The sequence below is a fragment of the Streptomyces sp. NPDC051940 genome (assembly GCF_040680895.1).
Taxonomy (GTDB): Bacteria; Actinomycetota; Actinomycetes; order Streptomycetales; family Streptomycetaceae; genus Streptomyces.
Window position 1 is genome coordinate 48,042 of record NZ_JBFAXR010000027.1, and the last position, 14,100, is coordinate 62,141.

Below are 14,100 nucleotides of genomic sequence, written 5' to 3' on the forward strand. Positions count from 1 at the left end.
GCACCGCCCCGGCGCCCCGGCAACGGAGGGTACCCGCGCCGGCGCCCCGCGAACACAGCGCGGCCGGGAGGCAGTTGACCGCCTCCCGGCCGCGCCGGTGGTCGCTGCGGCGGCGGCGCCGTCAGGCGTGCCGCCGCTACCGCGCCGTTCTCAGAGGTCCAGGCCCGTGAGGACCATGACCCGCTCGTAGGTGTAGTCGTCCATCGCGAACCGCACGCCCTCGCGGCCGACGCCGGACTGCTTGACGCCGCCGTACGGCATCTGGTCCGCGCGGTACGACGGGACGTCGCCGACGATCACGCCGCCGACCTCCAGCGCGCGGTGCGCGCGGAACGCGGTCTGCAGATCGTGGGTGAACACACCCGCCTGCAGGCCGTACTTGGAGGCGTTGGCGGCGGCGAAGACGGCGTCCGTGCCGTCGGCCCGCTGCAGCGTGAGGACCGGACCGAAGACCTCCTCGCAGGAGATCGTCACCTCGCCCGGCACCTCGGCCAGCACGGTCGGCGCGTACGAGGCGCCCTCGCGCTTGCCGCCGGTGAGCAGCTTCGCGCCGGCCGCCACGGCCTCGTCCACCCAGGACTCGACCCGCTTGGCGGCGTCCTCGCTGACCAGCGGGCCGACGTCGGTGGCCGCGTCCGAGGGGTCACCGGTGACCTGAGCCTCCACCGCCGCGACGACCTTCGGCACCAGCCGGTCGTACACCGAGGCGTCCGCGATCACGCGCTGCACGGAGATGCAGGACTGGCCGCCCTGGTAGTTGGAGAAGGTGGCGATGCGCTGCGCCGCCCAGTCCAGGTCCGCCTCCGAGGACCAGTCGTCCAGCACCAGCGCCGCGCCGTTGCCGCCCAGCTCCAGCGTGCAGTGCTTGCGCGGTACGGAGTCCAGGATCTGGTAGCCGACCTTGTCGGAGCCCGTGAAGGAGATGACCGGCAGCCGCTCGTCCTGCACGAGGGCCGGCATCCTGTCGTTGGCGACGGTCAGCACCGACCAGGAACCGGCGGGCAGGTCCGTCTCCGCGAGCAGCTCACCCAGCAGCAGCGCCGACAGCGGGGTCGCCGGAGCGGGCTTCAGGATGATCGGCGTACCGACGGCGATGGCCGGGGCCACCTTGTGGGCGCAGAGGTTCAGCGGGAAGTTGAACGGCGCGATGCCGAGCACCGGGCCCTTGGGGAAGCGGCGGGTGAGCGCGAGGCGCCCCACGCCGCCGGCGTCGGTGTCCAGTCGCTGGGCGTCGCCGGCGTTGAAGCGGCGGGCCTCCTCGGCGGCGAAGCGGAACACGGACACCGCGCGGCCGACCTCGCCGCGGGCCCACTTGACGGGCTTGCCGTTCTCGGCGGAGATCAGCTGGGCGATCTCCTCGGTGCGCTCCGCCAGCCGCTTCGAGACGTGGTCCAGCGCGGCGGCCCGGACGTGCGCCGGGGTGGCGGCGAACTCGTCCGCCACCGCGTGGGCCGCGGCGACGGCCTCCTCGACCTGCGCGTCGGTCGGGACGCTGACGCTGCCGACCGGGCGGCCGTCCCACGGCGAGGTGACGTCGAGGGTGTCGTCGCCGGTGGCCTGACGGCCGGCGAGCCAGAACGGGTGCGGGGCAGTCACGGTGTCCCTCCGGGGGGCTAAGGAACGCGGTTCGGTTCTCCTGCCCACCGTAGGCGGTCGCAGGGCGCGGCGCTGTTGTCCCTCACGTCCCACTGGGGGTCTCCGATACGCCGAAACGGCCACAGCGGTCGGGAGTACGTGGACGGGCGGGCCGCTGTCAGGAGGACGCGGACGCGCTGGTCGCCTTCAGGGCGAGCCAGAGCTCCATCCGTACGTCCGGATCGTCCAGGGACCGACCGAGGATCTCCTCCACCCGCCGCATCCGGTAGCGCAGCGTGTGGCGGTGTACGCCCAGGTCGGCGGCCGCCGCGTCCCACTGCCCGTGCCGGGAGAGCCATGCCCGCAGGGACTCCACCAGATCGCCCCGGCCGGTCGCGTCGTGCTCGCGCAGCGCCCGCAGCAGCCCGTCCGCGAACGCCTGCACCGCGTCGTCGCCCAGCAGCGGCAGCACCGACCCGGCGGCCAGGTCCTCGTGCTCCACCAGCACCCGCCCGCGCCGCCGGGCGACGGACAGGGCCTGCTCGGCCTGCTTGTACGCGGCCGGTACGGCGGCGGGCCCGGCGGGCGCCGAGACGCCCACCGTCAGCGGCAGCGGCGTACGGGCGGCAGCGGCGCGCGCCCCGCCGGGCGGGCCGACGGATCCGGGGTACTGGACCTCGATCAGCGCGGCGTGCTCCTCCGCGGCCCGCGCCACGGCACCGCTGTCGGCGGCGAGCACCAGCAGCCGGCCGCGGTCGGGCACCGCGAGCACGGGCTCCCCGGCGGTGAGCGCGGCGGTCTGCAGGGCGTCGGCCAGCTCGGCGAGGGGGTCGCCGTCGGCCTCCGGCTCCGTCGCCTCGGCGACGATCAGCCGCAGCGGGGCGTCGAGCAGCCCGGAGTACAGCTGCCCGGCGACGGCCTGGGCGTGCCCCGGATGCCCGGAGAGCAGCAGCCGCAGCACCGCGGTGCCCAGCCGCTCCTCCGCGGCCTGGAAGGACTGCGAGCGCTCGGCGGTGAGGGTGAGCAGCGCGACGGCGGCGTGCACGGCGTAGCGGGCGGCGGTGCCGAGGGCGGCGTCGGTGCCCACGGCGAGGACGCCGCAGCAGCGCCGTCCGGAGCCGAGGCTCTGCAGTTCGACGCGGTCCTCGTTCCCGTCGCCCGCGGACTCGCCGGCCACGACCGCGCTGGCCGGCGCGGGCCGGTCCCGCAGCCGCTCGACGTCGGCGGTGAGGCGCTGGGCCCGGGCGAGGGCCCAGTCCGGTGCGGCGGCGACGAGGGCGCCGCTGGTGTCGTACAGGGCGGCCCAGCCGCCGAGGTGCGCGGCCAGCCGCGCCACGACGGCGTCCTGGCCCCCGGCGCCCAGGGCGGCGCGGGTGAGGTCGCGCTGGGCCTCGAAGCCGGCCGTGACGGCCTGGTACTGGTCCGCGGAGATGGCGGCGGAGACGGCCTTGGAGATGGCGATGAACGGCGTGGTGCGCGGGACCTCCAGCAGCGGCAGCCCGGCCTCGTCGGCGGCCGTGACGAGGGCCTCCGGCACGGCGTCCAGATTGACCCCGACGCCGAACCCGAGCCCGACGACACCGGCGTCCGTGAGCCGCTTGACGTACCGCCGCATGGCGTCGAGGTCGTCGACGCCGAGCTTCATCCCCGTGGTGAGGAGCAGCTCCCCGCCCTCCAGATACGGCACCGGGTCGATGAGCTCGCTGGTGTGCGCCCAGCGCACCTCGGCCTCCAGCCGGTGGGCACCGGCGAGCACGCCCAGCTTGAGGGCGGAGTGGTGGACGAGTGAGGAGAGCGTGGGCATGGCACCTTTTCCGCCTTCGGCGGGTCGATTTCGAACGGACCCTGCTTATCGCCGTCGCGTACGAACGGCCACGGTCAATTCTGCCTTACCGGCGGACCCGGGTGCGCCGCGGGCCCGGGTCCCCGGCAGCGCGCCCGGGAAGCCGGATCCGCCGGCGCCCACCGCTGCGATCCGCCGGCCGGGTACCGCCGTGAAAGCCGGACGCCCCGGCCCCCGCCCCCGAAGGGGCAGGGACCGGGGCGCCGGTCCGACGGACGGGACGGGGGTCAGCCGCGCGGCTTCTCCCGCATCTCGTAGGTGGCGATGACGTCGTCCACCTTGATGTCGTTGAAGTTGCCGAGGTTGATACCGCCCTCGAAGCCCTCGCGGATCTCGGTGACGTCGTCCTTGAAGCGGCGCAGGCCCTCGATGTTGAGGTTCTCCGCCACGACCTTGCCGTCACGGATGAGGCGCGCCTTGGTGTTACGGCGGACCTCGCCCGAGCGGATGAGGACACCGGCGATGTTGCCCAGCTTGGACGAGCGGAAGACCTCGCGGATCTCCGCCGTACCGAGCTCGACCTCTTCGAACTCCGGCTTCAGCATGCCCTTCAGGGCCGCCTCGATCTCCTCGATCGCCTGGTAGATGACCGAGTAGTACTTGACCTGGACACCCTCGCGCTCGGCCATCTGCGTCGCACGCCCCTCGGCGCGGACGTTGAAGCCGATGACGACGGCGTCGGAGCCCATGGCCAGGTTGATGTCGGACTCCGTGACCGCACCGACACCGCGGTGCAGGACGCGGATCTCGACCTCGTCCTCGCCGACCTCGAGCTGCATGAGCGCGGACTCGAGGGCCTCGACGGAACCGGACGCGTCACCCTTGATGATCAGGTTCAGCGACTGGATCTCGCCGGCCTTGAGGATCTTGTCCAGGTCCTCGATGTTGACCCGGCGGACCCGCTTGGCGAAGGCCGCGTTGCGCTCGCGCGCCGCACGCTTCTCGGCGATCTGGCGGGCCGTACGGTCCTCCTCGACCACGAGGAAGTTGTCGCCGGCACCCGGCACGTTCGTCAGACCCAGGACCAGCGCCGGGGTCGACGGACCCGCCTCCTCCAGCGCGTTGCCCTTGTCGTCGATGAGCGCACGGACACGGCCGTACGCGTCACCCGCGACGATCGTGTCGCCGACCCGCAGCGTGCCTCGCTGGACGAGGACCGTCGCCACGGCGCCGCGGCCGCGGTCGAGGTGGGCCTCGATCGCGATGCCCTCCGCGTTCTGGTCCGGGTTGGCCCGCAGGTCCAGCGCGGCGTCCGCGGTCAGGACCACGGCCTCCAGCAGCGAGTCGATGTGCAGACCCTGCTTGGCGGAGATGTCGACGAACATCGTGTCGCCGCCGTACTCCTCGGCCACCAGGCCGTACTCGGTCAGCTGACCGCGCACCTTGGTCGGGTCCGCGCCCTCGACGTCGATCTTGTTGACGGCGACGACGATCGGCACGTCCGCGGCCTTGGCGTGGTTGAGCGCCTCGACCGTCTGCGGCATGACGCCGTCGTTGGCCGCGACCACGAGGATCGCGATGTCGGTCGACTTCGCACCACGGGCACGCATGGCGGTGAACGCCTCGTGACCCGGGGTGTCGATGAAGGTGATGCGGCGCTCTTCGCCGTTGACCTCGGTCGTCGCCTGGTAGGCGCCGATGTGCTGGGTGATGCCGCCGGCCTCACCCTCGATGACGTTGGTCTTGCGGATCGCGTCGAGCAGTCGCGTCTTACCGTGGTCGACGTGACCCATGACGGTCACCACCGGCGGACGCGAGGCCAGGGCCTCCTCGCCGCCCTCGTTCTCGCCGAACTCGATGTCGAAGGACTCGAGCAGCTCGCGGTCCTCCTCCTCCGGGCTGACGATCTGGACGACGTAGTTCATCTCCTCGCCGAGCAGCGTGAGCGTCTCGTCGGAGACCGACTGGGTCGCGGTGACCATCTCGCCCAGGTTGAACATCACCTGGACCAGCGACGCCGGGTTGGCGTTGATCTTCTCCGCGAAGTCGGTCAGGGACGCGCCGCGGGAGAGACGGACCGTCTCGCCCTTGCCGCGCGGGAGCATCACGCCGCCGATGGACGGGGCCTGCATGGCCTCGTACTCCTGGCGCCGCTGCCGCTTCGACTTGCGGCCACGACGCGCCGGACCGCCGGGACGGCCGAAGGCGCCCTGCGTGCCACCACGGCCACCGGGACCGCCGGGACGGCCGCCGAAGCCCGGACGGCCACCGCCGCCGGGACCGCCGAAGCCGCCACCGCCGCCGCCACCACCGGGACGGCCGGCGAAGCCGCCGCCACCGCCGCCGGGACGGGCACCGGCACCGGGACCCGCGGGACGGCCCTGGAAGCCGCCGCCACCGGGACGACCGCCGCCGCCACCGCCACCGGGACGACCGCCGGGACCGCCACGGCCGGGACCGCCGCCGGGGCGGGCGCTCGGCGCGGGGCGCTGCGGCATCATGCCGGGGTTCGGGCGGGGACCGCCCGGACGGGGACCGGGGGACGCGGCGCCGCCCTGCGGGCGGGGCATGCCGCCCGGGGTCGGACGTGCGCCGCCCTGGGGACGGGGACCGCCCTGGCCGGCGCCTTCGGGGCGGGGTCCGCCCGGACGCTGACCGGCCGGTCGCGGCGACTGCGGGCGGGCCATGCCGGTGGAGCCACCGGACGTGAACGGGTTGTTGCCCGGACGGGGACCCGCCGGACGTGCGCCACCGGGACGCGGACCGCCCGGACGCTGGGCGGCACCCTGCTGGCCGCCGCCCTGCTGGCGCGGCTGGGCCGGGCCGGGACGGGCGCCACCGGAACGCGGACCACCGGGCGCGGCGGCCTGCGGCCGCTCGGCCGGAGCCGCCGGCGGGGCCGTGAACTCGGGCGCGGCCGGGGCGGGACGCGCGGGCGTCGCCGGGGCCGGCTTGGGACCCGGGCGCGGGCCCGGGGCGGGGGCTGCACCCGTGGTGGGCGCGGCCTTGGACGCGACGGCGTCGGCCGCCGTCGGAGCTGCAGGGGCAGCCTTCTTCGCCGGGCCCGGAGTGGGGGCACCCGGTCGCGGGGCTGCGGGGGCCGCGGCGCCACCCGGACGGGGGGCCGCAGCGGTCTTCTTGGCGGGGGCGGCCGGCCGCTTCGCGGCAGCCTTCTTGGTGGCGGGAGAGCCATTGCCCGCCTGGAATGCGTCAGTCAGTTTCCGTACAACCGGCGCCTCGATAGTCGAGGACGCCGAGCGGACGAATTCGCCAAGTTCTTGGAGCTTGGCCATCACGACCTTGCTCTCGACTCCGAACTCCTTGGCGAGCTCGTATACCCGGACCTTAGCCACATCGCTCCTTCTGGTCCGGGGTGTCCGCCGGACCTTCGCTACTTCTGCATGGGCGTACTCATCGCGTACTCATCGAGTGCTCATCGCAATCTCGACCTACTTCCAACTCGCGAGGTACCGACCGCGCGGGGGATCCGCGCGGTGCTCTTACGGTGTTTCTGCCGCCTCGGCCAGAAACGCGGTCAGCGCCTCGGTGCCGAGCGGGCCACCGGCCTTGAAGGCCCGGTTGAACGCCCGGCGGCGGACCGCCAGGTCAAGGCATGCCTTGGCGGGGTGCAGATAGGCACCCCGGCCGGGCAGCGTACCGCGAGGATCGGGGACGCAGGCGTCCTCGGCTCTCGCCACACGCAGCAGGCCGTCTTTCGCCGCTCGCTCCCGGCAGCCCACGCAGGTGCGTTCTGGGCGCGCTCGGGCGTGCGTCCGGCCAGACACGTTTAAGTCTACCTCCCCGGCGAGACCTCACCCCTCCGGGGGGGAGATCGAACGGTTGTCCCTCATTTGTACACCGCCGGGGGCGGCCCGACCGGCGTCAGTCGGCGGTCTCGGTGTCCGGGCGGATGTCGATCCGCCAGCCCGTCAGCCGGGCGGCGAGGCGGGCGTTCTGGCCCTCCTTGCCGATCGCCAGCGACAGCTGGTAGTCCGGGACGGTCACCCGCGCCGACCGCGCGGCGAGGTCGACGACCTCGACCTTCGTCACCCGAGCGGGTGACAGCGCGTTCGCGACGAGCTCCGCCGGATCGTCCGACCAGTCGACGATGTCGATCTTCTCGCCGCCCAGCTCGGCCATCACGTTGCGGACCCGGCCGCCCATCGGACCGATGCAGGCGCCCTTGGCGTTCAGCCCGGAGCGCGTCGAGCGGACGGCGATCTTCGTCCGGTGCCCCGCCTCGCGGGCGATCGCGGCGATCTCCACCGAGCCGTCCGCGATCTCCGGAACCTCCAGCGCGAAGAGCTTCTTCACCAGGTTCGGATGGGTCCGCGACAGCGTCACGGACGGCCCGCGCACGCCCTTCGCCACCCGGACGACGTACGTCCGCAGCCGCGTGCCGTGCGAGTACTCCTCACCCGGGACCTGCTCCTGCACCGGCAGGATCGCCTCGAGCTTGCCGATGTCGACCAGCACGTTGTGCGGGTCCTTGCCCTGCTGGACCACGCCGGTCACGACGTCGCCCTCACGCCCGGCGTACTCGCCGAACGTGACCTCCTCCTCGGCGTCCCGCAGCCGCTGCAGGATGACCTGCTTGGCGGTGGTCGCCGCGATCCGGCCGAAGCCGGTCGGGGTGTCGTCGAACTCGCGGGGCTCCTGGCCCTCCGGCACGTCCTCGTCGTCCTCGACGGCCCACACGGTCACATGGCCGTTGTTCTTGTCCAGCACCACGCGGGCGCGGTGCCGGCTGCCCTCGGTGCGGTGGTAGGCGATCAGGAGGGCCGACTCGATGGCCTCGACCAGCAGGTCGAAGGAGATCTCCTTCTCCCGCACCAAACCGCGCAGGGCGCTCATGTCGATGTCCACGGCTACGCCTCCTCGCCCTTCTCTTCGTCGTTCTTGCGGTTGAACTCGACCTCGACCCGGGCCTTGTCGATCTCCGTGTAGGCCAGCCGGCGGGGCTTGGACTTGCGTCCCTTGACCCCCTGCACCTCGGTGTCCAGGCCGTCCTCGTCCACGCCGAGGATCCGCGCGACGATCTCCTCGCCGCCGGCCTCCTTGGTCAGCCTGGCCCGCATCAGCCGGCCCAGGGCGCGCTCGAAGTGGCGCGGCTCCTTCAGCGGCCGCTCGGCGCCGGGGGACCCGACCTCCAGCTCGTACGGGGCCTCGCCCATCACGCCCGTCTCGTCGAGTTTCTCCGACACGGCACGGCTCAGCTCGGCGCACGCGTCGAGATCCACACCGTCCTCGGAGTCCACGACGACCCGCAGGATGCGCTTCCGCCCCACCGTGGCGACCTCGAGGTCCTCCAGTTCCAGTGCGAACTCGGCGACCAGCGGGTCAAGCAGCCCGCGCAGCCTCTCGTTCTGGGTGGTGCTCATCCGGGTGACTCCTCGGCCGCGTGTGCTGTTGTGGGATCGGGTCTCAGACAGTCGTGTCAGGTCAAAGGGTATCCGCTCCACGACGTCGGCGACGCCCACAGGTACGCTCGGGTCGTGCTGATCACGGGGACGACGCGGCCCACAGGCCGCCGCAGACTGCTGCAGGGCGCCGCCGTCGGCGCCGCGGCGCTGGTCACCGGCTGCCAGTCGGCGGAGCGGGGCGGGAGCGCTGCCCGGGGGCCGTCCGGGCCCTCGCGGGAGGAGCGGCTGCGGCGGCAGGCGCGGACGGACGCCGAGGAGCTGCTGCGCCGGTACGACGCGACGATCGCCGCCCATCCCGCGCTGGCGGCGCGCCTGACGCCGCTGCGGGCGGAGGCGGCCGCGCACGTGGCCGCGCTGGGGGAGCGCGGCAAGGGCGGCAAGGGCGGCACGCAGGACGCCAAGGGCTCCGCGTCCCCCTCGCCGAGCCCCACACCGCCGGCCGCGCCGGTCGTCCCCGCGGAGCCCGGAGAAGCCCGTACCGAGCTGGCCGCCGCGGCCAGGCGGGCGGCCGAGGCCCACGCCCGTACCCTGGCCGACGCCCCCGGCGAGCTGGCCCGGCTGCTGGCCTCCGTCTCGGCGGCCGGTACCGTCCACGCGTATCTGCTCAGCAAGGGAGCCGCCGGATGAGTGACGCCGCCGCCGCCGACGCGTCCGGCGCGTCGCTCGCCGCCGCCCAGGCCGTGCTCGCGGGCGAGCACGCCGCCGTCTACGGCTACGGGGTCATCGGCGCCCGGATCGGCGACGACCGGGCCGGTGAGGCGCGCGCCGCGTACGAGGCCCACCGCGCGCGCCGGGAGACCGCGGCCCGGACCATCCGCGACCTCGGCGGCACGCCGCCGGCGGCCTCGGCCGCGTACGCGCTGCCCTTCGCCGTACGCGACGAGGCGTCCGCCGTCCGGCTCGCCGCCCGGCTGGAGGACGGGATCGCCGGGGTGTACGCCGATCTGGTGCGGGCCTCCGACGGCGAGCTGCGGGGCGAGGCCCTGGCCGCGCTGCGGGAGGCCGCGGTACGGGCGGCGCGCTGGCGTGGCGGAAGCACGGCGTTTCCCGGACTGGCGGAACGTTCCGGCTCCGCGTGACGGCCCGGGTCGCTCCGCCGTCCTGAGCGGCCTGGCGGTTTTTCGCCCTGCCCCCTGTACGACGACGAAGGACACTGCACGTATGACCTCCGCATTCCCGCCCGTCCCTCTCGACCCGCCGGAACGGCTCGTCCGCTCCGTCGGAGCCCGGGGCGACACGGCGGAGCGGCAGTGGCTGGCCGGACTGCCGGCGCTCGTACGGCGGTACGCCGCCGCGTGGCGGCTGGTGCCGGAGCGGGTGCTCACGCCGGGCGGCAGCCGCAGCATGCTGGTCCACGTCCGTACCCCGGACGACACCCCGGCGGCCCTGAAGCTCGTCCCCGCCGGTGAGCCCGCCGCGGGGGAGGCGGCCGCGCTGGAGCGGTGGAACGGCCTCGGCGCGGTGCGGCTCCTGCGGGCCGAGCCCGCGGACGGGGTGCTGCTGCTGGAGCGGCTGCGCGGCGCGGTCAGCCTGCGTTCGCTGGCGGAGGGCAAGGCGATGCTGGAGGCCGCCGCCACGCTGCAGCGGCTGTGGGTGGACCCCGGCGACGGCCACCGCTTCACGACCGTGGCCGCGTACACGGGGGAGCGGGCGGCCCGGCTGCGCGCCGACGGGGCGGCCGTGCCCGAGGCGGCGGCGCTGGTCGACGAGGCGCTGCGGGCGCGCGAGCGGCTCGCGGACTCCGCGGACCACGAGGTGCTGCTGCACGGCGACTACCACCAGGGCCAGGTCCTGGCCGGGGACCGCACCCCGTGGCTGGCGGTGGGCCCCCGCCCCCTGGCCGGCGAACGCGCCTACGACCTCGCCCGCCTCGTACGCGACCGCCTCGACACCCTCGCCGCGTCCCCCGGCGCCGCGGCCACGGCACGCCGCCGCGTCACCCGCCTCGCGGACTCCCTCGACGTCGACGCCGACCGCCTCCGCGACTGGTCGCGCTTCCGCGCGGTGGCCTCGGGGGTGGCGGCGGTGGAACGGGGCGACCGCCGCGGCGGGGAGCTCCTGCTGGAGTACGCGGGCTGGCTGTAGCCCCCGTCCGCTGCGTGCGGTCGGCCCCTCGGGGGCTGGGCCCGTGCCTCCGTGGCCGGCGCCGCCCGGGCTTTCGGTGCGGGGATGCCCCCACCCTCTGCGGGGCTGGGGCCGTGCCCCCGTGGCCGGCGCCGCCCGCGCCTTCGGCGCGGGATGCCCCCACCCGCACACCACCCGTTGCTGGTCGCCTGGTCACCGTCGGCGCCTCGGAGGCCAAGGGCTCTGGTGGGATTCCGTGCGGGGGCGCGGTTCGTCGACTACAGGCGACCCGGGCGCGGGCCTCCGGCGGGAGGCGCTGCCCGTGACCGCGGCCGCCTGCCGCCAGGCATCACGGTGAGGGACCACACCCAGCCCGTCCGGCGTTTGAGGACGAGGCGCGCAGCGCCGATCGGGGGTCCGGGGGCGGAGCCCCCGGCAGCGGAACCGGACCATGGCCGGGGGCCAAGCCCAGGAGTGTGTGACCGCTCAAGCACCCGCGAGGCGCGTAGCCTCGGCGGACATGTGGACAAGGCGTGTGCTTCTCCCCGTCGTTGGGCTCCTCGCCGCAGGCGGAGTCGTCGCCGGTCTGGTCGTCGGACTGGGCGGGGACGGCCCCGAGGACGCGGTGCGGGCACAGGCGCAGGGGTTTCTCGACGCGTGGGCCCGCGGGGACGCCGAGCGGGCCGCCGCGCACACCGACGATCCCGTCGCCGCGGGCGACCTGCTGGGGTCCGTGCAGCGGAACCTGCAGCCGACGGCCGCCGCGCTGCGGGCCGGAGATCCGGCCGAGACCAGGGAGAAAGGGCAGGACGGGACGTCCTTCGAGGTACCGCTGGCGATGGACTTCACCCTCCCCGACCACGGCCACTGGCGGTACGCCTCATCCGCTCTCGTGAAGCGCCGTGCGGAGGGCGAGGGTTGGACCGTGCACTGGACGCCCCGGCTGCTCCACCCGAGGCTCCGCGCGCACGAGACCCTCGTGCTCACCCGGCAGCGTGCGGAGCGCGCACCCGTGCTGGCCGCCGACGGCACCCCGCTCGCCGCCGACGAGCGGGTCTGGCACGTGTCCGTCTGGCCGGCGAAAGTCCGCGACGCGGGCGCGCTGTACGGAGCGCTGGACGCGCTGGACGCCGGCATCGACATCCCCGCACTGAAGAAGCGCGTCGCCGCCGCCGGGGGCAACGACTCCGTCCCCGTCGTCACTCTCAGGGACGACGTCTTCCAGCCGCACAGGGCCACGTTCGAGCGGATCTCCGGACTGCAGTACCGCGACGCGACGCAGCCCGTCGCCCGCCACGCCCGCGCCCTCGTCGGCACCGTCACCCCCGGCACCACAGACAAGGGCGCGTCGGGGCTGCAGGCGCGGTACGACGGGCAGTTGCGGGCCCGCCCCGCGACGGAGATCGTCACCGCGCACCGGGAGACCGGCCAGCCGGTGGCCACGCTGGCGGAGCGCGCGGCGGGAACCGGCAAGCCGGTCCGTACCACCATCGACATCCGCGTGCAGCAGGCCGCCGAGGCCGCGCTGGACGGGCTGGCGAAGCCCGCCGCGATCGTGGCGCTCGACCCGCGTAACGGGCATGTGCTGGCCGTCGCCGACAACCCCCTGAACGGCCCGGGCCGTGCGCTGACCGGCCGCTATCCGCCCGGATCGACGTTCAAGATCGTCACGTCGGCCGCACTCGCCGGGCAGGGCGTCGCCGCCGGGTCGGCCGTGGAGTGCCCGAAGTACGCGACCGTGAACGGCCAGCGCTTCGAGAACCAGGACGAGTTCCAACTGCCGCTCGGCACGACGTTCCGCCAGGTCTTCGCCCAGTCCTGCAACACCGCGTTCGTGGGCCTGCGTTCACGCCTCGCGGACGGCTCGCTCACCGAGACGGCCAAGGCCTTCGGTATCGGCGGCGAGTGGAAGCTCGGCGCCGCCAGCTTCGACGGCAGCGTGCCCGCGGCCCGCAGCGAGAACGAGAAGGCGGCGGACATGATCGGACAGGGCCGGGTGGAGGCCGGACCGCTGGTGATGGCGTCGGTGGCGGCGACCGTGAAGGCGGGCGCCTTCCACCAGCCGGTGCTGGTTCCGGACGCGGTGTCCGCACCGTACCGGGCCCCGGCCCGGCTGCCGGCGGCGACGCTCACCATGCTGCGCTCGCTGATGCGCGAGGTCGTCGTCTCCGGCTCGGGCCGCGCCCTGCGCCCCCTGCCGGGCGAGCCGCGAGCGAAGACGGGCACCGCGGAGTTCGGCGCGGCGAGCCCGCCGCGGACGCACGCGTGGCTGACGGGGTATCTCGGCGGCCGGGACCTGGCGTTCTGCGTCCTGATCGAGGACGGCGGCTCGGGCGGACGGGACGCGGGGCCGGTGGCGGCGGAGTTCCTGCGCGGGATCGGCTGAACGCGCGCTCAGACCGGCGGGCCGCCGCCGGATGAGTAGCCGTACTCATGACCGCCCCCGCACACCGCAGCACCATGGCAACCGAACCGCCCTTCGACGGATGGGGGATCGGCCATGGGAAGGCTGCTGACCGGTGCGCTCGCGCTCGCGGTGACCGTGGGGGCGCTGGTCCTCGCGTACGCCGTGGGGGCGCCGCTCGCGACCGTGCTCGGGGCCGCGGCGGGCGCCCTGGCGCTCCTGTGGCTGCTGGTGCTGCTCACCGTTCCGTGGGACCTGTACTTCCGGGCCCACTCCCTGCTCTCCGAGATCGCCGTGAGCCGTGAGAAGGGGCTCGTCATCTCCAAGGAGCGGGACACCGAGGCGCGGCGGATCGCGCGCGTCATGCTGCGGGTGGCAGTCGGCGGCCATCTGCTCTCCGCCGTACTGGCCGTGGTCGTCGCGCTGGTCACCGGGGCGGCGGCCGGCTACTGGATCGCGGGCTTCTTCCTGCTCAGCACCGTCTTCCGGCCCGCGGGCGCCTGGTTCAAGCAGACAGGCGGCCGGCTGGGCACGCTGCTGCGGGACGTGCGGTACCCGCGGGACGACGTCGTCCTCCTGCGGCACAAGGTCGACGACGTGGTCCGCGGGGCGACCGTGCTGGAGGCCAAGGCGGAGGAGCAGTACGCGGCGCTGGCGAAGGTGCGCCGCACCCTCGACGCCCTGAACGTGACGGTCTACCAGCGCGCCGACGAGGCCGACCGCCGGATCGCCGCGCTCGGCCGGGAGTTCCAGGCCACGGTGGACCGGCTGGCCTCCAACGAGGAGATCATCGCGGGGCTGAAGGCGTTCGTCCGCCTCGTACGCAACGAGGGCACGCGGACGACGTGAGC

At 74.5% G+C, this 14,100-nt stretch carries 11 protein-coding genes; 5 read left to right on the forward strand and 6 right to left on the reverse strand.

Annotation, left to right across the window (positions count from 1 at the left end):
- Positions 1 to 150: 150 nt before the first annotated feature.
- From AB0M28_RS13900 to rimP, 6 genes are all read right to left on the reverse strand, one after another.
- Entirely contained in the window at positions 151 to 1,596 is a 1,446-nt protein-coding gene (locus AB0M28_RS13900; protein WP_365402888.1) for an aldehyde dehydrogenase family protein, read from the reverse strand.
- A 157-nt stretch (positions 1,597 to 1,753) separates the two neighbouring features.
- Positions 1,754 to 3,379, reverse strand: a complete 1,626-nt coding sequence (locus AB0M28_RS13905) for a PucR family transcriptional regulator (RefSeq protein WP_365402891.1) — start codon at positions 3,377 to 3,379, stop codon at positions 1,754 to 1,756.
- Between the two features lie 266 nt (positions 3,380 to 3,645).
- The gene (gene infB / locus AB0M28_RS13910) at positions 3,646 to 6,711 is read right to left on the reverse strand and encodes a translation initiation factor IF-2 (RefSeq protein ID WP_365402894.1); all 3,066 of its coding nucleotides are present in this window, start codon (positions 6,709 to 6,711) and stop codon (positions 3,646 to 3,648) included.
- A gap of 147 nt (positions 6,712 to 6,858) precedes the next feature.
- Positions 6,859 to 7,143 carry a YlxR family protein gene (locus AB0M28_RS13915; RefSeq protein WP_365402896.1) on the reverse strand — a complete coding sequence of 95 codons (285 nt, stop codon included), beginning with the start codon at positions 7,141 to 7,143 and terminating at the stop codon, positions 6,859 to 6,861.
- A gap of 97 nt (positions 7,144 to 7,240) precedes the next feature.
- The gene (gene nusA, locus AB0M28_RS13920; protein WP_365402899.1) at positions 7,241 to 8,224 is read right to left on the reverse strand and encodes a transcription termination factor NusA; all 984 of its coding nucleotides are present in this window, start codon (positions 8,222 to 8,224) and stop codon (positions 7,241 to 7,243) included.
- A gap of 2 nt (positions 8,225 to 8,226) precedes the next feature.
- Entirely contained in the window at positions 8,227 to 8,739 is a 513-nt protein-coding gene (gene rimP / locus AB0M28_RS13925) for a ribosome maturation factor RimP (RefSeq protein WP_365402902.1), read from the reverse strand.
- A 114-nt stretch (positions 8,740 to 8,853) separates the two neighbouring features.
- Between rimP and AB0M28_RS13930 the strand changes: the two genes are divergently transcribed.
- The 5 genes from AB0M28_RS13930 to AB0M28_RS13950 all read left to right on the forward strand — a co-directional run bounded on the left by AB0M28_RS13930 (position 8,854) and on the right by AB0M28_RS13950 (position 14,098).
- The gene (locus AB0M28_RS13930; protein WP_365402905.1) at positions 8,854 to 9,408 is read left to right on the forward strand and encodes a hypothetical protein; all 555 of its coding nucleotides are present in this window, start codon (positions 8,854 to 8,856) and stop codon (positions 9,406 to 9,408) included.
- Positions 9,405 to 9,860: a ferritin-like domain-containing protein gene (locus AB0M28_RS13935; RefSeq protein ID WP_365402908.1), complete on the forward strand. Its 456-nt coding sequence runs from the start codon at positions 9,405 to 9,407 to the stop codon at positions 9,858 to 9,860. Before AB0M28_RS13930 ends, AB0M28_RS13935 begins: the two co-directional genes overlap by 4 nt.
- An 82-nt stretch (positions 9,861 to 9,942) precedes the next feature.
- Positions 9,943 to 10,866 (forward strand): aminoglycoside phosphotransferase family protein, encoded by a 924-nt coding sequence (locus AB0M28_RS13940; RefSeq protein ID WP_365402911.1) that lies wholly within the window; start codon positions 9,943 to 9,945, stop codon positions 10,864 to 10,866.
- Positions 10,867 to 11,365: 499 nt separating this feature from the next.
- Positions 11,366 to 13,231 (forward strand): penicillin-binding transpeptidase domain-containing protein, encoded by a 1,866-nt coding sequence (locus AB0M28_RS13945; RefSeq protein ID WP_365402915.1) that lies wholly within the window; start codon positions 11,366 to 11,368, stop codon positions 13,229 to 13,231.
- Between the two features lie 114 nt (positions 13,232 to 13,345).
- Positions 13,346 to 14,098 (forward strand): hypothetical protein, encoded by a 753-nt coding sequence (locus AB0M28_RS13950; RefSeq protein WP_365402918.1) that lies wholly within the window; start codon positions 13,346 to 13,348, stop codon positions 14,096 to 14,098.
- Positions 14,099 to 14,100 lie beyond the last annotated feature (2 nt).